Origin of the sequence: Stenotrophomonas sp. SI-NJAU-1 (genome assembly GCF_020883215.1) — a bacterium.
GTDB lineage: Bacteria > Pseudomonadota > Gammaproteobacteria > Xanthomonadales > Xanthomonadaceae > Stenotrophomonas > Stenotrophomonas indicatrix.
Genome location: NZ_CP086598.1, coordinates 4,240,466 through 4,265,790, shown reverse-complemented (window position 1 = coordinate 4,265,790; position 25,325 = coordinate 4,240,466). Strand labels below are relative to the sequence as shown.

22 protein-coding genes are annotated in these 25,325 nt (G+C 67.4%); 9 read left to right on the top strand and 13 right to left on the bottom strand.

All coding sequences use genetic code 11. From position 1 onward, the window contains the following. Positions 1–20 precede the first annotated feature (20 nt). The gene (locus LMF57_RS19400; protein WP_099844117.1) at positions 21–2,747 is read left to right on the top strand and encodes a bifunctional acetate--CoA ligase family protein/GNAT family N-acetyltransferase; all 2,727 of its coding nucleotides are present in this window, start codon (positions 21–23) and stop codon (positions 2,745–2,747) included. 42 nt (positions 2,748–2,789) lie between these two features. Here the strand turns inward: LMF57_RS19400 and LMF57_RS19395 are convergent, their stop codons facing one another. After that, on the bottom strand, positions 2,790–3,170 hold the full coding sequence (locus tag LMF57_RS19395) for a YbjQ family protein (RefSeq protein ID WP_032976817.1): 381 nt from the start codon (positions 3,168–3,170) through the stop codon (positions 2,790–2,792). Between the two features lie 45 nt (positions 3,171–3,215). Here LMF57_RS19395 and LMF57_RS19390 point away from each other — a divergent pair, with 45 nt between their 5' ends. Continuing rightward, positions 3,216–3,917 carry an alpha/beta hydrolase gene (locus LMF57_RS19390; RefSeq protein WP_025877606.1) on the top strand — a complete coding sequence of 234 codons (702 nt, stop codon included), beginning with the start codon at positions 3,216–3,218 and terminating at the stop codon, positions 3,915–3,917. Between the two features lie 73 nt (positions 3,918–3,990). On the opposite strand, the gene dkgB is transcribed toward LMF57_RS19390, so the two are convergent. Together dkgB and LMF57_RS19380 are read right to left on the bottom strand one after the other, a co-directional pair. Continuing rightward, positions 3,991–4,800 (bottom strand): 2,5-didehydrogluconate reductase DkgB, encoded by an 810-nt coding sequence (gene dkgB / locus LMF57_RS19385; RefSeq protein WP_032976821.1) that lies wholly within the window; start codon positions 4,798–4,800, stop codon positions 3,991–3,993. 85 nt (positions 4,801–4,885) lie between these two features. Next, positions 4,886–6,100 (bottom strand): MFS transporter, encoded by a 1,215-nt coding sequence (locus LMF57_RS19380; RefSeq protein ID WP_059065570.1) that lies wholly within the window; start codon positions 6,098–6,100, stop codon positions 4,886–4,888. 105 nt (positions 6,101–6,205) lie between these two features. Between LMF57_RS19380 and LMF57_RS19375 the strand changes: the two genes are divergently transcribed. Next, on the top strand, positions 6,206–7,108 hold the full coding sequence (locus LMF57_RS19375) for a LysR family transcriptional regulator (RefSeq protein ID WP_059065568.1): 903 nt from the start codon (positions 6,206–6,208) through the stop codon (positions 7,106–7,108). 102 nt (positions 7,109–7,210) lie between these two features. Here LMF57_RS19375 and LMF57_RS19370 read toward each other — a convergent pair whose 3' ends face one another. Then, positions 7,211–9,331: a methyl-accepting chemotaxis protein gene (locus LMF57_RS19370; RefSeq protein ID WP_140225344.1), complete on the bottom strand. Its 2,121-nt coding sequence runs from the start codon at positions 9,329–9,331 to the stop codon at positions 7,211–7,213. Positions 9,332–9,514: 183 nt separating this feature from the next. On the opposite strand from LMF57_RS19370, the gene LMF57_RS19365 reads away from it, so the two are divergent. Further along, on the top strand, positions 9,515–9,970 hold the full coding sequence (locus LMF57_RS19365; protein ID WP_032976824.1) for an Rrf2 family transcriptional regulator: 456 nt from the start codon (positions 9,515–9,517) through the stop codon (positions 9,968–9,970). Continuing rightward, a complete protein-coding gene (locus tag LMF57_RS19360; protein WP_229290434.1) occupies positions 9,960–10,865 on the top strand; it encodes an NAD(P)/FAD-dependent oxidoreductase in 906 nt (301 codons plus the stop codon). The genes LMF57_RS19365 and LMF57_RS19360 overlap by 11 nt, the downstream gene beginning before the upstream one ends. 66 nt (positions 10,866–10,931) lie before the next feature. On the opposite strand, the gene LMF57_RS19355 is transcribed toward LMF57_RS19360, so the two are convergent. After that, a complete protein-coding gene (locus LMF57_RS19355) occupies positions 10,932–11,888 on the bottom strand; it encodes an aldo/keto reductase (protein ID WP_229290433.1) in 957 nt (318 codons plus the stop codon). 169 nt (positions 11,889–12,057) lie between these two features. On the opposite strand from LMF57_RS19355, the gene LMF57_RS19350 reads away from it, so the two are divergent. Further along, positions 12,058–12,915, top strand: coding sequence for a class I SAM-dependent methyltransferase (locus LMF57_RS19350; RefSeq protein ID WP_025877590.1), 858 nt, complete (start codon positions 12,058–12,060; stop codon positions 12,913–12,915). Between the two features lie 80 nt (positions 12,916–12,995). Beyond that, positions 12,996–13,535, top strand: a complete 540-nt coding sequence (locus LMF57_RS19345) for a pseudouridine synthase (protein WP_025877589.1) — start codon at positions 12,996–12,998, stop codon at positions 13,533–13,535. Positions 13,536–13,624: 89 nt separating this feature from the next. Here LMF57_RS19345 and LMF57_RS19340 read toward each other — a convergent pair whose 3' ends face one another. Both LMF57_RS19340 and hrpB read right to left on the bottom strand, forming a co-directional pair. After that, positions 13,625–14,014, bottom strand: coding sequence for a hypothetical protein (locus tag LMF57_RS19340; RefSeq protein ID WP_093819471.1), 390 nt, complete (start codon positions 14,012–14,014; stop codon positions 13,625–13,627). Positions 14,015–14,142: 128 nt separating this feature from the next. Beyond that, positions 14,143–16,650 carry an ATP-dependent helicase HrpB gene (gene hrpB, locus LMF57_RS19335; protein ID WP_229290432.1) on the bottom strand — a complete coding sequence of 836 codons (2,508 nt, stop codon included), beginning with the start codon at positions 16,648–16,650 and terminating at the stop codon, positions 14,143–14,145. Between the two features lie 68 nt (positions 16,651–16,718). On the opposite strand from hrpB, the gene LMF57_RS19330 reads away from it, so the two are divergent. Continuing rightward, on the top strand, positions 16,719–17,516 hold the full coding sequence (locus LMF57_RS19330) for a TatD family hydrolase (protein WP_229290431.1): 798 nt from the start codon (positions 16,719–16,721) through the stop codon (positions 17,514–17,516). Positions 17,517–17,597: 81 nt separating this feature from the next. Here LMF57_RS19330 and LMF57_RS19325 read toward each other — a convergent pair whose 3' ends face one another. The 5 genes from LMF57_RS19325 to LMF57_RS19305 form a co-directional block, all read right to left on the bottom strand. Further along, positions 17,598–18,521 carry an NAD-dependent epimerase/dehydratase family protein gene (locus LMF57_RS19325; protein ID WP_229290430.1) on the bottom strand — a complete coding sequence of 308 codons (924 nt, stop codon included), beginning with the start codon at positions 18,519–18,521 and terminating at the stop codon, positions 17,598–17,600. Between the two features lie 4 nt (positions 18,522–18,525). Next, on the bottom strand, positions 18,526–19,464 hold the full coding sequence (panE, locus tag LMF57_RS19320) for a 2-dehydropantoate 2-reductase (protein WP_229290429.1): 939 nt from the start codon (positions 19,462–19,464) through the stop codon (positions 18,526–18,528). A gap of 249 nt (positions 19,465–19,713) precedes the next feature. Beyond that, entirely contained in the window at positions 19,714–20,628 is a 915-nt protein-coding gene (locus tag LMF57_RS19315) for an IS110 family transposase (RefSeq protein ID WP_229290428.1), read from the bottom strand. A 745-nt stretch (positions 20,629–21,373) separates the two neighbouring features. Further along, on the bottom strand, positions 21,374–22,174 hold the full coding sequence (locus tag LMF57_RS19310) for an ABC transporter permease (RefSeq protein WP_229290427.1): 801 nt from the start codon (positions 22,172–22,174) through the stop codon (positions 21,374–21,376). Further along, positions 22,171–23,139: an ABC transporter ATP-binding protein gene (locus LMF57_RS19305; protein ID WP_051501690.1), complete on the bottom strand. Its 969-nt coding sequence runs from the start codon at positions 23,137–23,139 to the stop codon at positions 22,171–22,173. Before LMF57_RS19305 ends, LMF57_RS19310 begins: the two co-directional genes overlap by 4 nt. Positions 23,140–23,223: 84 nt before the next feature. Between LMF57_RS19305 and LMF57_RS19300 the strand changes: the two genes are divergently transcribed. Further along, the gene (locus LMF57_RS19300; protein WP_080149594.1) at positions 23,224–23,973 is read left to right on the top strand and encodes a ferredoxin--NADP reductase; all 750 of its coding nucleotides are present in this window, start codon (positions 23,224–23,226) and stop codon (positions 23,971–23,973) included. 65 nt (positions 23,974–24,038) lie between these two features. On the opposite strand, the gene LMF57_RS19295 is transcribed toward LMF57_RS19300, so the two are convergent. Beyond that, positions 24,039–25,205, bottom strand: a complete 1,167-nt coding sequence (locus LMF57_RS19295) for a lytic polysaccharide monooxygenase (RefSeq protein WP_229290426.1) — start codon at positions 25,203–25,205, stop codon at positions 24,039–24,041. Between the last annotated feature and the right edge of the window lie 120 nt (positions 25,206–25,325).

Below are 25,325 nucleotides of genomic sequence, written 5' to 3'. Positions count from 1 at the left end.
GGTCCGTGTAACGTAGGCACATGAGTACCTACCACCTGCAGTCCGTGTTCCGTCCGCAGTCGGTCGCGGTGATCGGCGGCAGCCCGCGTGAGCGCTCGGCGGGCCGCGCAGTGATGCGCAACCTGCGCGGCACCGGCTTCCCCGGCAAAGTGGCATGGATCAACCCGCGCCATGCCGAGATCGATGGCATCCGCACGGTGAAGCGGCTGAAGGACCTGGACTGGGTGCCGGAACTGGTGGTGATCACCGCACCGGCCGCCATCGTGCCGCAGGTGGTACGCACCGCTGCCGAACGCGGCGTGCAGGCCGCGATCATCCTCACCGCGCACCTGGGAGAAGGCCCGGGCTCGCCATGGGCACAGGTGGAGGCCGCCGCGCGCGCGCATGGCCTGCGCATCCTTGGCCCGCATTGCCTGGGCGTGATCGCACCACATGCACGGCTCAATGCCAGCATCGCCGCGCATTTCCCGCAGGCCGGCGACCTCGCGCTGATCTCCGAATCCTCGGCGATTGCCGCCGCCCTGGTGGAATGGGGCGTGGCGCGCTCGGTAGGGTTCTCCGCCGTGGTTTCGCTGGGCGACACCATGGACGTGGACTTCGGCGATCTGCTGGATTACTTCGCCACCGACTACCGTACCCGCGCCATCCTGCTCTATGTCGAGCAGATCAAGGACGCGCGCAAGTTCATGTCGGCCGCGCGCGCCGCTGCGCGTGCCAAACCCGTGGTGGTGGTGAAGTCCGGGCGCGCCGAACGGGTACAGCCGGGCAGCGCCGATACCCACGTGCAGGCACTGGCGCGCGCCGATGATGTGTACGGCGCGGCATTCAACCGTGCCGGCCTGCTGCGGGTGAGCGCGCTGGACGAACTGTTCACCGCGGCCGAGTCGCTGGGCCGGCTTGGCACCTTCCCCGGTCGTCGCCTGGCCATCCTCAGCAACGGCGGTGGCGTCGGCCACCTGGCGGTGGACCAGCTGATCGCCCTGCAGGGCACGCTGGCGCAACTGTCCGACAGCACCGTGCAGAAGCTGGATGCGGTACTGCCGCAGGGCTGGACGCGCAGCAACCCGGTCGACATCGTGGTCGACGCCGATGGTGATCGCTATGCCACCGCCATCGAAGCGTTGCTGGCCGACAGCGAGAACGATGCGGTGCTGGTGGTCAACGTGCCTACCGCGTTCACCTCGTCGGCCGATGCGGCGCAGGCGCTGACCCGCACGCTCGGCCTGCGCCCGCGCCATCACCGCGACAAGCCGGTATTCGCGGTGTGGCTGGGCAACGACGACCAGGCCACCGCCACCCTCAATGCCGCACGCGTGCCGACCTATCCCACCGAAGCGGAGGCCGTGCGCGGCTTCCAGCATCTGGTGCGTTACCGGGAGGCACAGAGCGCGTTGATGGAAACGCCGCCGAGCCTGCCGCAGGATTTCAGCGTGGATACCGCGCGTGCGCGCGCGCTGGTCGAAGCCGCGCTGGCCAATGGCCAGGGCTGGCTGGACCCGTTGGCCACCCATGAACTGCTGAAGGCCTACGGCATCCCCTCTGCACCGGTGATGCACGCGCGCGATGCGCACGAGGCGATGGACCTGGCGCAACCCTTGCTGGAGCGTGGCGCGACGGTCGCGCTGAAGATCCTGTCGCCCGATATTCCGCACAAATCCGAAGTGGATGGCGTGCGCCTGAATCTGGCGACCCTGCCGGCGGTGCAGAGCGCGGCCAAGGCGATCCTTGCCCGTGCACGCCAGCTGCGGCCGGACGCGCGCATCGACGGCCTGCTGGTGCAACCGACCATCGTCCGCCCGAAGGCGCGCGAGATCATCGTCGGCATCGCCGACGACGCCACGTTTGGACCGGTGATCGTGGTCGGGCGCGGTGGCACGGCGGTGGAAGTGATCAACGACAAGGCACTGGCGCTGCCGCCGCTTGACCTGCGCCTGGCCCACGAGCTGATCGGCCAGACCCGGGCCTCGCGCATCCTCAAGGCCTATGGCGATGTGCCCGCCGCCGATGAGCGTGCACTGGCACTGGCGCTGGTAAAACTGGCGCAGCTGGCGGCGGACATTCCCGAAGTGCGCACGCTGGACATCAATCCCCTGCTGGTGGACAGCAAGGGCATCCTCGCGCTGGACGCGCGCGTTGCGGTTGCGCCGTCGCGCATCCTGCACAAGGGCCGTGGCCATCCACGCTTCGCCGTGTTCCCGTATCCGAAGGAATGGGAGCGCACCATCGAGCTGTCCGATGGCGGTCGCGCGTTCGTGCGCCCGGTGCGGCCGGAAGATGACGCGCTGTTCCGTGCGTTCTTCGCGCGTGTCAGCGACGAGGATCTGCGTCTGCGTTTCTTCCAGTCGGTGAAGCATTTCAGCCACGAGTTCATCGCCCGCCTGACCCAGCTGGACTACGCCCGCTCGATCGCATTGGTGGCGCTCGAACCGCGCAGCGGCGAAATGCTCGGCGCGGTGCGACTGCATGCCGATGCGGATTACCACCGTGGCGAGTACGGCATCCTGATCCGTTCGGATCTGAAGGGCCACGGCATCGGCTGGCGCCTGATGGCGATCATGATCGAGTACGCCAAGTGGTTGGGCCTGGACGTGGTGGAAGGCCAGGTGCTGCGCGAGAACAGCACCATGCTGGCGATGTGCCAGAGCCTGGGCTTCAAGACCCGGCTGGACCCGGACGACCCGACGGTGATGATGGTGACGTTGCCGGTGCAGCAGGTGGAAGTCCCCGACGTCCCGCCGGTGGCGTGACCGTGACGGTAGCGCCGGGCCATGCCCGGCGGACCGTCGGATTCAACGCAGCGGCTCGACCACCACCGCCGTGCCATAGCACAGCACTTCGGTCAGCCCGGTCATCACATCGGTGGCGTCGTAGCGCATGCCGATGACCGCGTTGGCACCCAGCTGCCGCGCATGCTTGACCATGTCACGATAGGTTTCCTCGCGCGCCTGCTCGCACAGCTCGGTGTAGATGGTGATGTTGCCGCCGAAGATCGTCTGGATGCCGCCCAGGAAATTGCCCACGATCGAGCGCGAGCGCACGGTGATGCCGCGTACCACGCCCAGGTTGCGCGCGATGCGGTAGCCGGGCAGCTCGAAGGCGGTGGTCACCATCGAATCCTCGAAGCGCGCTGCGGACGTGGTCGGGGCACCGCTGTTGTAGGGGTCGGCCATGGGTGTCTGGTCGTGTTGTGGGTTTGAAGACGCCACAATACCCGCATGACCGACCGTATTCCCCTGCTCCTCCTCCCGGGCCTGCTCAACGACGCCGAACTCTGGCGCGCGCAGCTGGCCGACCTGGCCGATATCGCCGACTGCACCGTGGGCGACCAGACCCACGGCGAGACCCTGCAGGCCGTTGCCGAGGAGGTACTGGCGCAGGCGCCGGAGCGGTTTGCGCTGGCCGGTTTCTCACTGGGCGGCTTTGTCGCCCAGCAGATCCTGCGCACCGCGCCGGAGCGTGTGCTGCAGCTGGCCCTGATCGACACCTCGATCCATGCCGACTCCCCGGAACGTGCCGAACAGCGCCGCAGCCAGCGCGCCAGCGTGCGCCTGCCCGGTAAATTCCACGGCTTTGGTGACGCGCTGATGCGCAGCTATATCGACGCCTCGCGGCTGGACGACTACGTGCTGGTGCAGCGCGTGCGTGACATGACCGCACGGCTGGGTGCGGAGGTGTTCCTGCGCCAGAGCGCGCTGGAGCGCAGTGATGGCCACGATGTGCTGGCCGGCTACCGCGATCCGCTGCTGATCGTCTGTGGTGCGAACGACCGCATCACGCCGTTGGCGGTGAGCGAGGAGATGCACGCGCTGGTGCCGCATTCGCAGCTGGTGGTGGTGCCCGATTGTGGGCACCTGGCGCCGATGGAGAAGCCGGACGAGGTGAGTGCGGCAATGCGCGGATGGTTGTTGCAGTACTGATGGATCCGCCGGGCATGGCCCGGCGCTACCCACCGTCATCCGGTAGCGCCGGGCCACGCCCGGCGGCCGTTCTTCAATCCCAGGCCGGTGCGATGCCTTCCGGATTGGCCAGGCGGTGGCCACGGTCCAGCTTGGCGATCTGCGCCATGTCGTCTTCGGTCAGGCGGATCGCGGCGGCTTCCAGGTTGCTGGCCAGGTTCTCGCGCTTGGTCGACGACGGAATGACCGCGTAGTCCTGCTGCAGCGCCCATGCCAGCGCGATCTGTGCCGGGCTGGCCTGATGACGGCCGGCGATGGCCTGGATCACCGGGTCCTTGATCACCTCGCCGTAGGCCAGGCTCATGTAGGCAGTGACGCGGATCCCGTTGTCCTGCAGGAACTTCACCAGCAGGCGGTTCTGCAGGTAGGGGTGGATCTCGATCTGGTTGGTGGCGATGGCATCGGCGCCGAGGATCTCGATCGCCTTGCGGGTCTGGGCGATGGTGAAGTTGGAGATACCGATCTCCCGAGCCAGCCCCTGTGCCTTGGCCTCAGCCAGGGCAGGCAGATACTCCTCCATCGGCGTGTCGACCTTGTCGTTCGGTGACGGCCAGTGGATCAACGCCAGGTCGACATGGTCGGTGCGCAGCTTTTCCAGACTGGTGCGCAGGCTGGCCAGCAGCGCATCGCGCTTGAACTCGGTGATCCACACCTTGGTGGTCAGGTAGATCTCGTCACGCGGCACGCCCGACTCGGCGATGGCCTGGCCGACCTCGGCTTCGTTGCCGTAGATCTGCGCGGTGTCGATGGCGCGGTAGCCGACGTCCAGCGCGTTGCGCACCGAGTCGATCACGGTCTGGTCTTTCAGGCGGAAGGTGCCGAGGCCGAAAGCGGGGACAGTCATGGAGAACTCCAAAGCGGGGGAAGGAGGTGATCGCAAAGGGTAGGGCAGGGGCCGTGTGCATGCCGGCAACGGTGCATTGCATGCATCAGTGCGCGCTCACCGCAATGCCTTCGGCGCGATCGTCGATACCGTCGCGACGGTCCAGGCGGCCGCTGAGTGCCGTCAGTGCGAACGCACCGACCACCACCAGCGCACCCAGCCACGGCGTATGCATCAGGCCGATGTGCTCGACCACCAGGCCGCCCAGCGACGCACCCAGCGCGATGCCGATGTTGAAGGCGGCGATGTTCAGGCCCGAGGCCACATCGGTCGCCTGCGGTGCGTAGCGCTGTGCCTGCTTGACCACATACACCTGCAGGCCGGGCACGTTGCCGAACGCCACCGCGCCCAGTGCCAGCACGGTCAGCAGCATCAGCCAGGTGTTGTGGGCGGTGAAGGTCATGACCAGCAGCACGATGGCCAGCAGCGCGAAGATGCGCTTCAGCGCGGGAATCGGGCCCATGCGGTCGGCCATGCGGCCGCCCCACAGGTTGCCGATCGCTACCGACACGCCATACACCAGCAGCACCAGGCTGACCGCGTTGGCCGAGAAGCCGGTGACGTCCTGCAGGATCGGCGCCAGGTAGGTGAAGGACAGGAAGGTGCCGCCGTAGCCAAGCGCGGTGATGGCATACACCATCAGCAGGCGCGGCTGCGCCAGCACGCCCAGCTGCTGGCGGAAGGTGGCCGGCGCGCTCTGCGCCAGCCCGCGCGGCACGAACAGCAGGCTGCCCAGCAGCGCGATCACGCCCAGGCCGGCCACGGCCAGGAAGGTCGCGCGCCAGCCCAGGTGCTGGCCGATGAAGGTGCCCAGCGGCACGCCGGTCACCAGCGCCACGGTCAGGCCGGTGAACATGATGGCGATCGCGCTGGCGGCCTTCTCTTTCGGCACCACGGCGGTGGCGATGATCGAGCCGATGGAGAAGAACACGCCGTGGGCCAGGCCGGTGAGGATGCGGGCGACGATCAGCGAGGTGTAGCCCGGTGCCATCCATGCGATGACGTTGCCGAGGGTGAACAGCACCATCAGCGCCACCAGCAGGGTCTTGCGCGGCACGCGGCCGGTGAGCGCGGTCAACACCGGCGCGCCGACGGCCACGCCCAGGGCATACAGGGAGACCAGCAGGCCGGCCGAGGGCAGGCTGACCTGCAGGTCGGCAGCGATGGTCGGGATCAGGCCGACGATGACGAATTCGGTGGTGCCGATGGCAAAGGCACCGAGGGTCAGCGCCAGCAGGGCGAGCGGAATGCCACGGATCATGACAGTGTCCAGAGGGAAGGAAGGCGCGCAGTGTGCGCGGCCGACCTTTGCCGAAAAACCGGTCTTCACGCCAATCACTCTTGCCGCGTGGTCAATAATGGCGCCATGAAAACCACCCTCGACGAAATGCAGGCCTTCCTGGCGGTGATCGACAGCGGTTCGATCAGCGCGGCTGCCGAGCAGCTGGGGCAGACACCTTCGGGCGTGAGCCGCGCGCTGGGCCGTCTGGAGGACAAGCTGGGCACGACCCTGCTGACCCGCACCACCCGCCGCCTGCACCTGACCGCCGAGGGCGAGGCCTATCTGCGCCATGCGCGGGCGATCATCGATGCGGTGGAATCGGCCGAGGAACAGATGGCGGCGCGGCGCGAGCGTCCGGCTGGCCGGCTGCGGGTGGATGCAGCGATGCCGTTCGTGCTGCACGTGATCGCGCCGCTGGTGGCTGGCTACCGCGCGCGCTATCCGGACGTGCAGCTGGAGTTGAACAGTTCCGAGCGCTACATCGACCTGCTGGAACGGCGCACCGATCTGGCGATCCGTATCGGCCCGCTGGCCGATTCCACCCTGCATGCGCGGCCGCTGGGGCGCTGCCGGCTGCAGGTGCTGGCCAGCCCGGCCTATCTGGCCACGCACGGCCAGCCCGCCAGCGTGGTGGCATTGGGTCAGCACACGCTGCTGGGGTTCAACGAGCCGGAGTCATTGAACCGATGGCCGCTGCCGGGTGATGCCGAGGGGCAGCTGCTGGTGCGGCCAGACATCGCGGTGTCCAGCGGCGAGACCCTGCGCACGCTGGCGGTGGAGGGCGTGGGCATCACCTGCCTGTCCGACTTCGTGACCGAACGCGACCGCGCGGCCGGCACCCTGGTGCCGGTGCTGGCCGCGCAGACGCTGGATGTGTACCAGCCGATCCATGCGGTGTACTACCGCAACACGGCCGTATCGGCACGGATCAGCTCGTTCCTGGATTACCTGGGCGAGGCGATGGCCGCCTCGGATTACCTGCGCTGATGGAGTGTCCGGGTTGCCGGCCAGCGACCGGCACTACCGGGAATCGCACGCATGGCAGTGCCGGCCGCTGGCCGGCAACACCCACACTGCCCGGTGGATCCGTCAGGCCGCGCGCGCCAAGGCACCCGTTGCTGTCGCCGTGGTGGACAGATCAAACACATCCACCGCTTCGATCAGGCGATCCGCCTGCTGTTCCAGGCTGCGTGCCGCTGCGCTGGCTTCTTCCACCAGCGCGGCATTCTGCTGGGTGGTGCCATCCATCTGGATGATGGTCTGGCTGACCTGCTCGATGCCGGCCGACTGTTCCTGCGACGCAGCGGAGATCTCGGCCATGATGTCGGTCACGCGCTGCACCGACGCGACGATCTCGGCCATGGTGTCGCCGGCCTGGCGCACGCGCTGCGCACCGTGGCCAACCTGGTCCACCGACGCCTCGATCAGCGATTTGATTTCCTTGGCCGCCGCCGCCGACCGCTGTGCCAGCGTACGCACTTCACTGGCGACCACCGCGAATCCACGGCCCTGCTCGCCGGCACGCGCCGCTTCCACCGCGGCATTCAGCGCCAGGATGTTGGTCTGGAACGCGATGCCGTCGATGACGCTGATGATGTCGGCGATCTGCCGCGACGAGCCTTCGATCGCATCCATCGTCGCCACGACCTGGCCGACCACTTCACCGCCGTGCGAGGCCACGCTGTGCGCACCGATCGCCAGCTGGTTGGCCTGCCGCGCATGCTCGGCGTTCTGGCGCACGGTGGAGGTCAGTTCCTCCATCGACGCGGCGGTTTCTTCCAGGTTCGCCGCCTGCTGTTCGGTGCGGCGCGACAGGTCGTTGTTGCCGGCGGAAATTTCCGCAGCGGCGGTGTGGATGCTGCCGGAGGCGTGCTTGATGTCGCTGACGATCGTCGCCAGCTGCGCGGCGGTGGCGTTGGCATCCCCCGCAATGCGGGCGAACACGCCCTGGAAGTCGCCGTCCATACGCGCACCCAGGCGACCATCGGCAATGGCACGCAGCATGGCCGATACCTCCCCCAGGTTCTGTTCGGTGGTCTGCATCAAGCGGTTCAGGCCATCGACCATCGCGCGGAAATCATGCTCGAAGCGCGCACTGTCGCCACGCTGGCTGAAGTCGCCTGCGGCAGCGGCTTCGGCCAGGCGGCGGATCTCGCCGTTGATCGCGCCCAGGTTGGATTTGACCGCATCCAGCGCCTGGGTGATCACGGCCTTCTCGCCGGGCAGGCGCTCCATGTCCAGGCTGAGATCGCCCACGGCATAGCGGCCCATGATCGTGATCGCGCGCATTTTCACCTGGATGTGTGCATCGACCAGGGTGTTGGTGTCGGCCACCATCGTGCCGTAGGCGCCGGGGAAGGCGCTGCTGTCCATGCGGTGGCTGATCGTGCCGGCGTCGTGAGCCCTGGCCATCGCGGTCTGCGCATCAAGCACCCCACGCAGGGTGCTCTGCACGGCCTGCATCGCCTGTGCCAGGCGACCGATCTCGTCGCGGCTGCGCACCTGCACCACGTGGTCGAGGTCACCGGCGGCGACAGCACGCGCGGCCGCTTCCACCGCCAGCACCGGCTGCACCACGGCGCGCCGCAGCCACCAGCCAAGGGCGATCAGCAGCAGCACGGCGGCGCCGATGGTCAGCGCGGCGCACAGCAGCAGCGTCTGCCGTGCCTGGTGCGAACGCGCGGTCACCGCGGCTTCGGCCACCTCGGTGGCCTGCGTACCCAGCGCATCCAGCGCGGCCGCCACCGGACGGTCCTTGCCACGCACCAGGGAATCGCCAACCGCCGGGTCGTAGCTGGCGTCAGCGAAGGCCTGCAGTGCGGCGTGGTAGTCCTGCTGCAACTGTGCGTGCAGGCCGGAAAACGCCTGCGCCAGTTCGCGCGTGCGCGCATCGGGGCTGGCGGCCAGGCCCGTGGCCAGTTCGGCAACGACGCGGCCTTCGTTGTCGAAGGCCTGCAGGTGATGCTGGCGCAGCGCGTCATCGTGGCCGCGCAGCAGCACGTTCTTCCACTCCTGTACCTGTCCGCGGAATTCGCGTTGCAGGCGCTCGGCGTCACGGCTGTGGGCAACCTCCGGCGGTACGTCGGTGGACAGCTTCAACCAGGCCGACGCCAGGCCCGCCAGGGCGCATACCAGGACAACAGCCAGACCAACAGAAACGGCACCGAGCAGCTTCGACTGCAGCCGCGGCGCATGGGAAGAGGCTTTCATGGGACGAGATCTCGGAAGGGGTGCGATGCGGTATCGACCGTCCTTGAGCGCTCTGAAGTGCGATGTCTGTCACATTACCGTTCTGTTTAGTGATGTGAAGGTTATGTTTACTTGGACAAATGTGTCCATTTGGAACAAAAGCAGACCCTCGACAGGTGGTTTAAATGTAACTATTGTTGTTACATGAAATCCGCGAATCCGCTTTCCGACGCGCTGCACGTGATGGCCCATCTGGTCGGCCAGCACGGGCCGCGAACCTCCGAACAGCTGGCGACCTGCCTGCCGACCCATCCGGTGGTGATCCGCCGCCTGCTGGCGCAGATGCACAAGGCCGGCCTGGTACGCAGCACGCGCGGCCACGGTGGCGGCAGCCAGCTCGCCCGCGATGCGGCGACGATCACCCTGTACGACGTCTACCAGGCCATCGGCGCGCCGCCGATGGTCCAGGTCGGTACCCGCGAAGGCAGGGGCGGCTGCCCGATCCAGCAGCTGGTCAACCAGGCCCTGCTGGAGAGTGCCCGCGAAGCGCAGCGCCTGCTCGAGCAGCGGCTGCAGGCAACCACCCTCGACCAGCTTGGCGCCGACTTCGCCCGCCATCTTGCCCATCACCGTTCCCTGGAAGGTCACCATGAATCCTGATGTCCTCATCGTCGGCGGCAGCTACGCCGGCATCGCCGCCGCACTGATCCTGGCGCGTGCGCGCCGGCCGGTCACGATCATCGATGCGGGTTCGCCGCGAAACCGTTTCGCCAGCCATTCGCACGGCGTGCTGGGCCTGGACGGCATCAGTGGCGCCGAATTGTTGAAGAACGCGCGCCAGCAACTGTTGGACTACCCGAGCGTGCGTTGGCTGAATGCCGAAGCGGTGCAGGCCACGCTCCGCACCGAAGGTGTCGAGGTGCGTACCGCCGACGGCCAGGTACTGACCGCGCGCAAGCTGCTGCTGGCCACCGGTATCGCTGACCAGCTGCCCGATCTGCCCGGCCTGGCCGAGCGCTGGGGCAGCACCGTGCTGCACTGCCCGTACTGCCATGGTTATGAAGTGGGTGGCGGTTCGATCGGCCTGCTCGGCGGCCATCCGATGTCGGCCGGCAAGGCGCCGCTGTTCGCCGACTGGGGCAACGTCACCTTCTTCAGCCAGGGCCTGCCGATCAGCGACGAGGAGCTGGCCGCCATGCAGCAGCGCGGCGTGCAGGTGGAAACCACGCCGGTGGTAGGTGTGCACGGCGAGCAGCCGACGTGGCTGGAAGTGGAACTTGCCGACGGTCGCCGAGTCGCCCAGCGTGCGCTGTTCGTGCCGGCCATGCAGCAGATGGCCACGCCGCTGGTACAGCAGCTGGGCTGCGCGCTGGTGGAGAGTCCGCTGGGCGTGCTGGCCGAGGTGGACATGATGAAACAGACCTCGGTGCCGAACGTGTACGCCGCCGGTGATGCGACCACGGTCGGCAACATCACGTTGGCCATGGCCGAAGGCGTGCGCGCGGGCATCGGCATGCACCATGCGCTGGTGGCCGAGGACAGCCTGCCGCGCTGAGGCAAAGCATCCACGCATGGCGCGGATCCGTTGAAGGGTGCCGACGTTGGCCGGCACCCTCCGCCTTCAACCTTCCGCGCTGGCCGCGTCCAGCTGCGCCACATCCTGCACGCTCAACGCCACGTTCGCCGCCGCCAGCAGGTCGTGCAGCTGCTCCACGCTGGTGGCACTGACGATTGGTGCGGTGATCGACGGCCGTGCGATCTGCCACGCCAGCGCGATCTGCGCGGCAGTGGCGTTGTGCTTGCTGGCCACGTCATCCAGTGCTTGCAGAATGCGCAGGCCGCGCGGGTTCAGGTAACGCTTGACCACGGTGGCGCCGCGCGCGGAACTCTTGCCGGCATCGTCCGGCGTGCGGTACTTGCCACTGAGGAAGCCGCTGGCCAGTGCGTAGTAGTTGATCACGCCGATCTGCTCGCGCTGCACCAGCGGTTCCAGTTCCTTCTCGTAGCCGGCGCGGTCGTACAGGTTGTACTCCGGCTGCAGGGTTTCATAGCGCGGCAGCCCGTAGTCGGTAGAGACCTTCAAGGCATCGGCCAGACGCGTGGCGCTGTAGTTGGACGCGCCGATCGCGCGCACCTTGCCCGCCTCGATCAGGCGACCGAACGCGGCCAGGGTCGCTTCCAGCGGCGTGGATTCATCGTCCTCGTGAGCCTGGTACAGATCGATCACCTCGGTCTGCAGGCGACGCAGCGAATCCTCCACCGCCGCATTGATGTTGTCCGGGGTGAGGCCGGGGCGCTCGGCCCATTTGCCCACCTTGGTCGCCAGCACCACCTTGTCGCGCTTGCCGCTGCGCGCGAACCACTTGCCCAGCAGCGTCTCCGACTCGCCACCCTGGTTGCCCGGCACCCACGCCGAGTACACGTCGGCGGTGTCGACCAGGTTGAAGCCGGCATCGACGAAGGCATCCAGCAGGGCGAAGCTGGCCTTCTCATCAGCGCTCCAGCCGAACACGTTGCCACCGAAGGCGAGCGGAGCTACATGCAGGCCTGAACGGCCCAGTTCGCGGTTTGCCGTCATGGGCACGGACTCCTTGGGGGAAGTCCTTCAGGATAGAACGCGATGTGTGACCGCGCTGCGGCGCTGACCACAAAACTGTGTTCCGCACCGCGCACGCGGCTAACGTTTTGTGAACACCTGCGGCGCGGCGGCTGCTAGTCTCGCCGCATCTTCCGCTGGAGTCGCCCCGATGATTGCTGCCTCATCCCTGCGTGGTTGCCGCCTGCTGCTTGCTTCGGCGCTGCTGGTTGCCGTTCCCGCATTCGCCGCGCCGGCCACGGTCGCACCGGCAAAGATCCAGGTGTCGCCCGCGATCGATGCCGCGGTGAAGGCCTCGACCCGCGACCCCGCCAACGTCAAGCGCGACGGTTTCCGTCATCCTGCGCAGACCTTGGGCTTCTTTGGCGTCGCGCCGGAAAAGACCGTCATCGAGATCACCCCGGGCAATGGCTGGTACTCGGAGATCCTGGCGCCGCTGCTGCGCGACAAGGGTCATTACATCGCTGCGGTGGTCGATCCGCAGGCCGTGGCTGAAGGTCGTGGCCGCGACTACCAGCAGCGCAGCCGCGACAGCCTGGAAAAGAAGTACGCCGCCGCACCGGCACAGTTCGACAAAACCACCGTGGTTGCCTACGACCCGGCCAAGCCGGTGTTCGGTGCAGCCAACTCGGCCGATGTGGTGCTGACCTTCCGCAACGTGCACAACTGGCGCAAGGCCGGCCAGGCGCAGGGCATGTTCCAGGGCTTCTTCAACGTGCTCAAGCCGGGCGGCGTGCTCGGCGTGGTCGAGCACCGCGCCAAGGCCGACGTGGCCGACGCTGACGACACCGGTTATGTGGGCCAGCAGCAGGTGATCGCGATGGCCGAGGCCGCCGGTTTCAAGCTCGACGCGCGCACCGAGGTCAATGCCAACCCGCGCGATACCAAGGACCATCCGAATGGCGTGTGGACCCTGCCGCCGACCAACCAGCATGACAAGGCGGATGATGCCAAGTACCAGGCCATTGGTGAAAGCGACCGCATGACCCTGCGTTTCGTGAAGCCGTGACCCGGTAGCGCCGGGCCATGCCCGGCGAGCACGCGGCGTGGCATGGGACAATGCCCTGCCCGCCGCCTGCCGTCCCCGCGATGCTGATTGCCTTCAACAAGCCGTTCAACGTGCTCTGCCAGTTCACCGACCGCAGCGTGCCGCCGCGGCCGACATTGGCCGGCTTCGGTTTGCCGCCGCGCGTCTACGCTGCCGGCCGCCTCGACCATGACAGTGAAGGCCTGCTGCTGCTGACCGACAACGGAACGCTGGCGCACAAGTTGACCGACCCGAAGCACAAGGCGGACAAGCTCTACTGGGTGCAGGTGGAAGGCACGCCCAGCGACGGACAGCTGCAGCAGCTGCGCGATGGCGTGGTGCTCAATGACGGGCCGACGCTGCCGGCGAAAATCGAGCGCCTCGATCCTGCGCCTGAACTGTGGCCGCGCGATCCGCCGGTGCGCTTCCGCAAGACGGTGCCCGACAGCTGGCTGGCGATCACGATCCGCGAGGGGCGTAACCGCCAGGTGCGGCGGATGACCGCTGCGGTGAACCTGCCGACGCTGCGCCTGGTACGCGCTGCAATGGGGCCATACCGGCTGGATGACCTGCAGCCCGGGCAGTGGCGGCAGATCGGCTGAAAAAAGGCCGGAGGCCTTGCGGCGTCCGACCCTCGTGCAGCGTCATGGGGTCAGAGCCCTTCCTGCGGAAGGGATCCGACCCCGGTCAATCAGGCGTCGCTGCCGATATCGCTGTGCTCGTCGACCACGGTGTCGTTGCGGCGATCGCGCGCATTGATGCGCTGGGCCTGGCCGTTGACCACATGGCCATTGGCGGCCTTCTTCTTCTGCTGCTTGCGGTACAGCGCATAGCCCAGCAGGCCTACGCCCACGGCAGCTGCCGCGATGGTCACCGCCGGATTGCGGCGGGCGAACCTGGTGGCGACCTTGCCGCCGGTCTTCACCGCGCCAAGGGCGGCACCGGTCTTGATCCAGTCGCTGGCCTGCGGGCCGAGGTGACGCAGGCTGCCGCCCGCGCTCTTCAGGCCATCACCTGCGGTATGGGCCAGGTCGAGGGCGCGCTCCAGGGCGCGGTCGGTGATTACGGTCAGCTTGCTCATGCGGGGGTGTCCTTGCCTCGGGTCGAAGTCCAGTGTCGCCTGTTGCCCGTAAACGGTATGTCAGTCAGGCGGGCGCGTGGTGTGACTCTACCGCAGCCATTCAGGAACGGGCGGGGTGTCGGCGCGCATTACGTCCCGCGCGGCTTGGCCCGGTGGGTCGCCGTAGCCGTCCAAGGGTCGTCCGGCCACGGGTGGCGCGGGTAACGGCCCTTCATCTCCTTCTTCACCTCGGCGTAGGTGTTCTCCCAGAAATTGCGCAGATCCTGGGTGACCTGCAACGGCCGGCCACCCGGCGACAGCAGGTGCAGGGTCAGCGGCACCCGGCCATCGGCGATGCGTGGCGTATCGGCCAGGCCGAACAACTCCTGCAGCTTCACCGCCAGCACCGGCGGCAACGGCTCGCCGCTTTCGCCGTCCAGCGCGTAGCTGATCGGCCGCTCCAGCCCCGACGGCACGGTGATCCGGGTGGGCGCGTGGCGCTCGACCAGCTGCCGTTGCGACCATTCCAGTGGCGACTTCAGCGCTTCGCCGAAACTGGCCTCGTCCAGTGCATCCAGCCGTGTCCTGCCCGCGAACGCCGGCTGCAGCCACTGCGCACGGTTGGCCAGCAATGCGGCATCACTGCAGTCGGGCAGGCCCAGCTCGGGCATCCAGCGCCGCAGCGATTCCACCCGTGCCTGCCACTGGCGCAGACCGTCGGTCCATGGCAATGCCTGCAGGCCGAGCTCGGCAACGGCGTCGGTCAGTGCCTGCGCCGCCAGCTGCGGATCAACCCGGCCAGCCGAACGGCTGTCCATCACGATGCGGTCGAAGCGTGTTTCGCGCAGCGCGACCAGGGCGCGGCGGGTGTCATCCCAGCGCACCGCGTCTTCGGTCACGAAGCGCTCGGGCCAGTGCCTGCGCAGATAGCCTTCATCCACCGGTGCGGCGCGCAGCAGCAGCGCGTCGCGCGCCTCGAAGCGCAGTTCGCTGGCCACCAGCCACGGTTCGCCCCGCAGGTCGCTCAGTTCATGCAGGCGGGCGCTGCGGCCGTTGGCCAGCAGGTAACGCAGCGGGTCGTTCGGATGCTGGAAGGCAATGCGGTCGGGGAAGGCATGGGCCAGCAGGTCGCCCAGTTCGTGGGCCTCGATGCTGGCGGGCGGTGCGGCGTCACAACGCAGGCGACGGCGCCACTGTTTGGCAGCGGCATCGATGGCGGCCAGGCCACTGCGATTGGCATCGGCCGGCGCACGGCCGTTGCGGAAGGCCGCCAGTGCGCGCCAGCGTGCGGCCAGTGCATCACCGCCCTGGCGCAATGGGTCACGAGCTTCCAGCAATGCCGCCAGATCGGCGGCCAACGCCTGCGCGCGGGCATCAGCTGCGGCCAGCAGCATCGCGGCCATCCGCGGATGGGTGCCCAGCGCCAGCACGCGACGGCCAAGTGCAGTGATCGCGCCGCTGCTGGACAACGCGCCCAGGCGCTGCAGCAGTTCGCGTGCGGCGGCCATCGGCCCGCTCGGTGGCGGGTCAAGGAAACGCAGGTCACTGCTGCCCCAGGCGGCCAGTTCCAGCGCAAGGCCGGCCAGTTCAACCTGGTCGATCTCGGCGCGACGCTGCGGTTCCAGCCGCTGCGACTGCGGCCACAGCCGCCAGGCCACGCCCTCGGCCACGCGTCCGGCACGGCCGGCACGCTGGTCGGCCGAGGCCTGCGCAATGGCGACCACGTCCAAGCGGGTGAATCCACTGTTGGGGTCGTAGCGGGGCTCGCGCGCCTGGCCGCTGTCGATCACCACGCGCACGCCGGGCAGGGTCACCGAGGATTCGGCGACGTTGGTGGCCAGCACCACGCGGCGGCGGCCGTCGCTGGCGGCCTGCAGCACGCGCGCCTGCTGTTCCACCGGCAGTTCACCGTGCAGGGCCAGGACGTCCACCGCAGCGCCAGCAAGACTGTCCTGCAGGCCTGCCTGCACGCGTGCTATCTCACGTTGGCCGGGCAGGAACACCAGCAGGTCACCGGGGTGCTCGGCCAGCGCCTGCTGTACCGCGCGTCGCACCTGCAGTTCCAGCGCCTCGTCACGCCGGGCAGGGAAGTGGCTGATCGCCACCGGATAGCTGCGGCCTTCGCTGCTCAGTCGTGGTGCGTCGAGGAAGCGCGCCAGGCGTTCGCCATCGAGCGTCGCCGACATCACCAGCAACCGCAGGTCATCGCGCAGCTGCGACTGCACGTCCAGCGCCAGCGCCAGGCCCAGGTCGCCACTGAGGTGGCGCTCGTGGAATTCGTCGAACAGGATCGCGCCCACGGTCTCCAGCATTGGATCGTCCTGCAGCATCCGGGTCAGGATGCCCTCGGTGACGACCTCGATGCGCGTGCGCGCCGATACCTTGTTCTCGAAGCGGATACGGTAGCCGACGATGCCGCCGACCTCCTCACCGAGCTGGCGCGCCATGAACATCGCGGCACTGCGCGCGGCTACCCGGCGTGGTTCCAGCAGGATGATCCTGCGACCCTCCAGCCACGGCGCATCGAGCAGCGCCAACGGCACCTGGGTGGTCTTGCCCGCGCCAGGCGGGGCTTCCAGCACCAGCCGCGGGTGCACGGCCAGGTGCTGCTGGATCTGCGGCAGCAGCGGAGAGATGGGGAATTGCGGGGCGTTCATCTGCAAAGGATAAGGGGCCATGGCGGGCACGGGTACAATGCGCGGGTTTTCCTGCCTCTGCTGCCCCCATGCATCTGATCGATATCGGCGCCAACCTGACCCACGACTCCTTCGACCGCGACCGCGACGCCGTGCTGGACCGCGCACGCCGGGCCGGTGTGGTGCAGATGATCATCACCGGTGCCAGCCGCGAGCATTCGCCGCTGGCCCTGCAGCTGGCGCAGCAGCACCCGGGCTTCCTGTACGCCACCGCCGGCGTGCACCCGCACCACGCGGTGGAGTACACCGACGAGTGCGATGCGGAGATGCGCGCGCTGCACGCCCATGCCGAAGTGGTGGCGGTAGGTGAGTGCGGGCTGGATTATTTCCGCGATTTCTCGCCGCGCCCGGCGCAGCATCGCGCGTTCGAGCGCCAGCTGCAGCTGGCTGCAGACAATGGCAAGCCGCTGTTCCTGCACCAGCGCGACGCGCATGCCGATTTCATGGCGCAGATGAAGAATTTCGAAGGCCGCATCGGTCCGGCCGTGGTGCACTGCTTCACCGGCGAGCGCCAGGAGCTGTTCGATTATCTCGACCAGGACTGGTACATCGGCATCACCGGTTGGCTGTGCGACGAGCGGCGCGGTGGCCACCTGCGCGAGCTGGTGAGGAACATTCCGGCCAACCGGTTGATGATCGAGACCGACGCACCGTACCTGCTGCCGCGCACCTTGAAGCCGATGCCGAAGGATCGCCGCAACGAACCGGTGTTCCTGTCGCACATCGTGGAAGAGCTGGCGCGGGACCGTGGTGAGGATGTGCAGACCACGGCGGCAAACGCCACGGCTGCCACGCGTGCGTTCTTCCGGTTGCCGGACGCCGCCTGATCGGCAAACGGTAGTGCCGGCCGGGAGCGCCCGGATCCGGTAGCGCCGGGCCATGCCCGGCGAGCGAAGCGGTAATATCCGTCAGCCGGGAACGCCCGGATCCGGTAGCGCCGGGCCATGCCCGGCGAGCGAAGCGGCAAGATCCGTCAGCCCTTCCCGATACGTTGGAAACCGCGGCGTCCAGCCCAGCGCGTCGCGCGTGCTGCGGCTGTCGATGCGCTTGCTGCTCTGGTAGAAGCGCCGCAATGTCGCGCTCACTGATGGATCGTCCCAGGCCACCGCGGGCGGCAGGGTAAATCCCCCGAGCTGCGCAGCGAAGGCCAGTACATCCTGCGGTGGCGCCGGTTCGTCATCGCTCGGCAGATACAGCGCATTGGTCGCGGGGCGTTGCATCGCGGCGATCACCACCGCAGCCAGGTCGTCCACGTGCAGGCGATTGAACACCAGCCCCGGCCGCACCACGTGCCGCGCGCGGCCCTGCGCCAGCTGCAGCAGCGCGTTGCGCCCGGGTCCGTAGAGGCCCGGCAGGCGGAACATCGCCGAGGCGATACCGCGCGCATCCGCCAGCGCACGCCATTGCGTTTCGGCGAGGCGACGCTGCATGCCTGCCGGCCCGGTGGCATCGGCCACGCTGTGCTCATCGATCCAGCCACCGTCGCGGTCGCCGTAGACCGAGGTCGACGACAGGTAACCGAGCCAACGCAGTGAACTGCTGTCGCGCAACGCGGCATGCAGCAGGCGCAGCGCAGGGTCGCCCTCGGCATCGGGAGGGACGCTGCACAGCACCGCGTCGGCATGGGCAATCGCAGCGAGCAGGCTCGGGGCAAGCGCGGCGTCAGCACGCAGCTGATGACGCAGCAGGCCATCGTCAGGTGCCGACGCCGGATCGCGCACCGTGCCTTCCACGTGTACGCCCTGGGCCTGAAGGCGCGCGGCCAACACGCGGCCACTCCAGCCCATGCCGAGGATCAGTACGCGCTTCGGCAACGGGCCAGGCATGTTCATCGGATCACACCGAGCGCTGGGCCTGGTAGGCCTGCAGGCTGCTGTAGGCGACCTGCAGCAGCAACGCTTCCTGGCCCGCGGCGCGCGCACGCGCCAGCATGTCGCCGACAATCTGGGCCGCTTCCACCTGCTGGCCTGCCTCCAGGTCGCGCAGCATCGACGCCTTCAACGCCGAACCGGCCTGGGTCAGGGTGCCACGCGCGGTGTCCTGCGCCGCCTGCGGCACCGGCTCACCCGCTGCTTCGGCCACCGCCAGGCATTCGTCATAGAGCCCACGCACGATGGCGTCGCCGTCGTCGGTGGCCACGATCGTGCCGATGTCCGCACGCAGCAGGCAGGTGGCCGCCGCCAGCGCGGTCAGGAACGTGTACTTGATCCACTGTTCCTGGCCGATGTGCTCACTGGCCAGATGATCGAGATTGGCCTGCGCACACGCTGCTGCGAACGCCTGCACGCGCGCGGAGATCGCACCGCCATCGCGTTCGCCGAAGGTCAGCTTGGCCGGCTTGCCCAGGTGCAGCACGGCGCCATCAGGCGCCTTGGTCGCACTGATGAAGCACAGCCCGCCGAGCACGGCGTCGCGGCCGAAGCGCGCGTCGAGCGCGTTGTAGTGATGCAGGCCGTTGAGGATCGGCAGCACGGTGGTACCCGCGCCCACCGCCGGGGCGATGGCATCGATCGAGCTGTCCAGGTCGTAGGCCTTGCAGCTGAGGATCACCAGATCGAACGGCGTGTCCGCAGCCAGCGCAGGCAGGGCATCAGCGATGACGTGCTGTACCGGGAACGTGGCATCGCCCACCGGGCTGCGCAGCACCAGCCCATCACGATCCAGCTGTGCGGCGCGCGCGGGGCGCACGAGGAAGGTCACGTCCACGCCAGCCTGGGCCAGGCGACCACCGAAGTAACCGCCGGTACCGCCGGCGCCGAGGATCAGGATACGCATTGCACGCTCACTGCAGTTGGGGGATTCACTGCAGCGATTGTGCCGGAGTTTGCGGCCAACGGCTGAGCCCCTCGTGGTGGTTTGAAGCGCAAGCTGTGTTTGGGTCGGGCGGGGTGGGCTCACGGGGGACGCCGCAAGTACGTCCGTGTAGCAACTGTGTTGCAGGAGGAGCCTGGGCCCCTCCTGCAGACGGGCACGGTAGTGCCGGCCGCTGGCCGGCAGCCTCAGGAGCAACGCCCTCTGGTGCGCTCAGGCGGGGATCGATCCGCCTTGAGCGTCACGCATACGGGCGTTGAGAATCACCAGCATCTTCCGCATCACCGCCACGATGGCCACTTTGCCTTCCTTGCCCCGCGCTCGCAGCGACTGGTAAAAGTCCCGCAGGCGAGGTTCATGCCGCATGGCCGACATGCTGGCCATGTAGAGCACCTGACGGATCTCAGCCCTGCCGCCATGGATGCTTCGTTTGCCACGCATGGTCCCGCTGTCATGGGACATCGGTGCCACACCGACCAGGCTGGCCACGGCCTTGCCACTGATCTTGCCCAGCTCGGGAAGATAGCTGGCCAACACGGCCTGCAGGCCCGGGCCAACACCTTTCATCGACTTCAGGACAGCCAGTTGAGGCTGCTTGGAAACCTGTTCGGAAATCCGCTTTCCCAAACGTTCCACCGTTCTCTGCAAGCAAGTGATGTTGGCCTGAAGCAGTCGGCGTAATTCACGATTACCCACCATTTCCTGCTGCTGCCGCGCGACGGTCAGCGCGTGCATCGCCTGTCGACGTGCCCGCACAAATTCCCGCATCTTCCGCTGCCAAGGTTCCAATGGCTGATAGGACGGCAGTTTCACCAAGGCCGCCATCTGCGCCAATGCATAGGCATCCAGGCGGTCGGTCTTGGCCATCTGCCCCATCCCCTGGGCCAGCCTTCGGGCCCGCAGCGCGTTGGCGCGGACCACCGGATGACCAGCGTTGTGCAGGAAGTCCAGCACAGGCTGTTCGTAGCCACCAGTGGCCTCCAGCACGATCTGGACGGCTGGGCGTTTTCTCAGCCAGAGGTCCAATTCAGCAAAGCCGGAGCGGCTATTGCTGACCTGCAGGGTCTTTCCGTCTGTCGTGCCAACGTCGAGCCGGCGCTTGCTGACATCAATCCCGATCCCGTTCATCACCGGACTCCGTATAGTCTGGAAGGGTCGAGAGCTCCCCGCTTGCCCAGTCTTATCACTGCGAGTGTCAGCTCCAGCAACTGTTCGGGCGGATCAAGGGAGATTCCGGCGTGGGCGCCAAGCTACATGGCGATCGTCGAGATCCAGGCTTACACGGCGGCCCACGCCGGCTCTCGACACCTACGTTGCCAGATTCCAATCAGATAAGGCTTGGCCGCGCCATCCATGGCGCGGACACCCCCGCGAGCCCACCCCGCCCGACCCCTGACGGTTTCCGTGTGCGTCCACCACGGAATACAAAGAAGAAAATCAAAAGCAACAGCGGGTCGCTTCGCTCGTTCCACGCGATCATCTTTTCGATGGATCCCCATCCATCAGTTCACAAACGAAAAGAGCCGAGCAGATGCTCGGCTCCATCGCGAATGCTTCATCCACGCATGGCGTGGATCTACTGTGTCGACCAGGGTCGACACCCACCAACAGCAGCACAGACCGCCGTTACGACAGCAGCGGAAAACTGTCGAAGGCGGGGTGGTGTCGGGTTGCGGGGTGTCCGCGCCATGGATGGCGCGGCCAAGCCTACAAGGACGTACTTGCGGCGTCCCCGCAACCCGACACCATCCCGCCATCCCACGGATATCTCGCTTTTGACGTTGACGTTGCTGTTGACGTTGCTGTTGCTGTTGCCGGCCAGCGGCCGGCACTACCAACGCGGGTGCAGGGCCGCAGGCCCTGCAGAACATCCTCAGCTGCGCATGCCCACGCCACGGCGCAACAACCACAGCGCCAGCGCCGTCAGCACCACCACGAAACCGATCATCAGCGCATACGCCACCACCACCGGCACATCGCTGCTGCCCAGCAGGCCATAGCGGAACGCGTTGACCATGTAGAAGATCGGGTTCGCGTGCGTGGCCGCCTCCGCCCATGGCGGCAGCAGCTTCACCGAATAGAACACGCCGCCCAGGTAGGTCAGCGGAGTCAGGATGAAGGTCGGCACGATCGCCACGTCATCGAACTTCTTCGCATACACCGCGTTGATGAAGCCGGCCAGCGAGAAGATCGTCGCGCCCAGGATCACCGTGCTCAGCGTCACCAGCGGATGCGGGATGCGCACCGGGGTGAAGAACATCGCGATGATCAGCACGATCACGCCCACCATCAGGCCGCGCAGCACCGCACCGGCCACGTAGCCCCACAGGATCACCCAGTTCGGCATCGGGCTGACCAGCAGCTCTTCCACGTGGCGGCCGAACTTGGCGCCGAAGAACGAGGAGCTGATGTTGCCGTAGCTGTTCTGGATCACGCTCATCATCACCAGGCCCGGCACGATGAACTGCATGTAGGTGTAGCCGCCCATGTCGCCCACGCGCGAACCGATCAGGCCGCCGAAGATCAGGAAGTACAGGGTCATGGTGATCGCCGGCGGTACCAGGGTCTGGCCCCAGATGCGCATGATGCGGGCGACTTCGCGGCGCACGATGGTCATCAGTGCGATGCGGTTGCGCTGGCCGTCGGTCAGGACCGGGGTCGGGGTGCTGCTCATGCGGACGTCTCCTGGTTGCCGGTGAGGCGCACGAACAGTTCCTCCAGGCGGTTGCTCTTGGTACGCATCGAGCGCACGCGGATGCCCGCCGCGTTCAGTGCCTCGAACACGCGGTTGAGGTCCATCGCACGTGGCATGTCGATGTCCAGCGTATGGCCGTCGGTGGCGGTCAGGGTTGCCCCCTCGATCACCGGCAACTGGGCGGGCAGGGTGCCGTCGATGTCCAGCAGGAAGCCTTCCACGTCAAGCTTGGCCAGCAGTTCGCGCATCGGGCCCTGGGTGACGATCTGGCCGTGGTCGATGATGGCCAGGTTGCGGCACAGGTGCTCGGCCTCTTCCAGGTAGTGGGTGGTGAGGATGATCGTGGTGCCGGCGGCGTTGATCTCCTTCAGCACCCGCCACATGTCGCGGCGGATCTCGATGTCCACGCCAGCGGTCGGTTCGTCCAGGATCAGCAGGCGCGGCCGGGTCATCATCGCGCGGGCGATCATCAGCCGGCGCTTCATGCCGCCGGACAGGGTGCGGCTCATCACCTGCGCCTTCTCCCACAGGTGGGCGCGCTTGAGCTCGACTTCGGCCATCTGCTCGGCTTCGGCGCGCGGCACGCCGTAGAAGCCGGCGTAGTTCACCAGGATGTCGAAGGGCTTTTCAAACAGGTTGAAGTTGATCTCCTGCGGCACCAGCCCGATCAGGCGCATGGTGGCGCTGCGGTTGCGCACCAGGTCGCTGCCGAACACTTCCACCTGGCCCTCGCTGAGGTTGACCAGGGAACTGATGATGCCGATCAGGGTGGACTTGCCGGCACCGTTCGGGCCCAGCAGGGCGAAGAAGTCGCCCGGAGCCACTTCCAGCGAGACCCCTTTCAGGGCCTGGGTGCCGTTGTCATAGGTTTTACGCAGGTCGCGCACGCGCAGGGCGGGCGCCGTATCGTTCAGGGAAGCCAAGCTCGAAGCCTTCGCGCCCATGGGCTGGCGCTGGAGAGGGGCGGGGAAGGTCTATTATAGAAGACCCCGAGGGCTTGCCCCGGCTACACACTGTCCCGAAAAGTCGTGCCTGTCCAATTCCCCATCAAACTGGTCGACCGCCGCATGCTGGCGCCCTCCATCGGCCATTACCAGTTCGTGCGTGACGACGGCCAGCCGCTGGATTTCCAGCCCGGCCAGTTCATCCAGGTCCATTTCAGCTACGCCGATGGCACCGAAACCAAGCGCAGCTATTCGCTGGCGACCATCCATGACCACGCGCTGGGGCCAGGCGAGGCGGTGGATATCGCGGTCAGCTTCGTACCCGGTGGCGCCGCCACGGCGCTGTTCGAGGCGCTGGACATCGGCGGCCAGGTCAGCGCGTCCGGTCCCTACGGTCGGTTCTGCCTGAACCCGGGCGACCACAACGGCCGCTACCTGCTGATCGCCACCGGTACCGGCGTCACCCCGTACCGCTCGATGCTGCCGTTGCTGGCAACGGCGATGGCCGAGCGTGGCGTGCAGGTGGTCCTGCTGCAGGGCGCACGCAGCCCTGGCGAGCTGCTGTACAGCGAAGACTTCTACAGCTTCGCCGAAAAGCACCCGAACTTCCGTTATGTGCCTTGCCTGTCGCGGGAACTGCCGGCCGAGCCGCACCCGGACGTACACCATGGCTATGTGCAGCAGGCGCTGGCGGCCTTCACGCCGGACCCGGCCACCGACATCGCCTACCTGTGCGGCAACCCGGACATGGTCGACGCCTGCGCCGAAGCGCTGAAGGCGGCGGGCCTGGGTAATCCGCAGATCCGCCGCGAGAAGTACGTCAGCAGCAAGTAGTGCCGGCCGCTGGCCGGCAACCCCGCACACCGGAGGCGGCACAGCGCCGCCCCCGGGACCATGCCTCAGTACGGCACCCACGCATCGCGCCAGGCCGAACCCACGCCCGGCCGGTAGGCCTCGGCATTGACGTTGCACCACGCGCCTTCCGGGAACGGGCGGCAGGCGTACAGCTTGCCGTCGCTGCTCTTCACCACGGTCTGCCCGGGCACGTAGCTGCCGATACCGGCCGGATACACATGGTCGAAATCACCGCCGGGTGACGGCGTACCCGGATCTGGCACCTTGGTGTCCAGCTGGAAGCGGTTGCCGTCCTTCAGGTACACGCGGTTGTCGGTGGCCGAGGCGGTGGGCGTGATCGCGCCGTTGCTGAGTACGCCGACGCGCGCGTGCTGGGCACTGGCGTTGACCTTGCGCGCAAGCGCCAATGGCCACTGCGCCGGCGTGGTCTGGCCTGCGGCCAGGGTGGCTTCCACGCGTTCCACGTCGTTGCCGTTGGCATTGAACACACGCAGCGCCAGGGTGGTGCCCACCGGCAGCTCGGTACGTGCAGTCACCGGCCCGGCATCCTGCCACTGCGGCACCGGCGTGGTACCGCCGCCTTCAAAGCGCACGTCCATGCAGGTATAGAACGCTTCGGTGGAATCGGCGCGCTGCCAGGTGTTGTAGATCACATGCTGGCCGCTGCGCTGCGGCAGCGTGCACTGCAGCTTGTAGGTGCCATCGGCCGACAGCGGCGTGTTGCCCAGCGAGCAGAATTCCTGCAGGTCGGCCCAGCGCAGCGGGCTGCCCGGTTGCCAGCCGGCGCGGGTGACGAAGAACTTCCAGTCGCGCGTGGCGTGCGGGGCGGTCGCCTTGAACACGAAGGTGAACCTGCCGTTCGCATCGGGCTGGATCGGCGTGGCCTGCCAGTCGCTGCGCTCCAGGTCCAGGCCGCGGAAGGTCGGGTTGTTGCCGCTGCACAGCTTGCCGTCGGGCACCACGGCCTGGTGGTTGCCGTTGGCGTTGGCCTGGTTGATGCCGTTCCAGTCGTAGAACGCCTGCGAGCCGGCCACGGCCTTGGCGGCCGCGCAGGCCGGGTTGGTGGGGTTCTCCGGGTTGCCCTGGAAGCAGGCATAGACGCGGCTGACCGGGGTGATCATCGTGCCGTGTGCAGCCGCGTTGCCGGCAACGCCAACACCGGCGCCAACGATGACGGTGGCCAACAGCAATGGGGTGTATCGCAGAGACATGGCGCATCCTTGTGGTCGTCGAAGGGAGCGGTGACCGCAGCACCCACGCCGTATCGCGCGACGGACGATGAGCGGTACCGCCGCGAGTATCGAGCTGCAATACGCAGTGGGAAACCACGT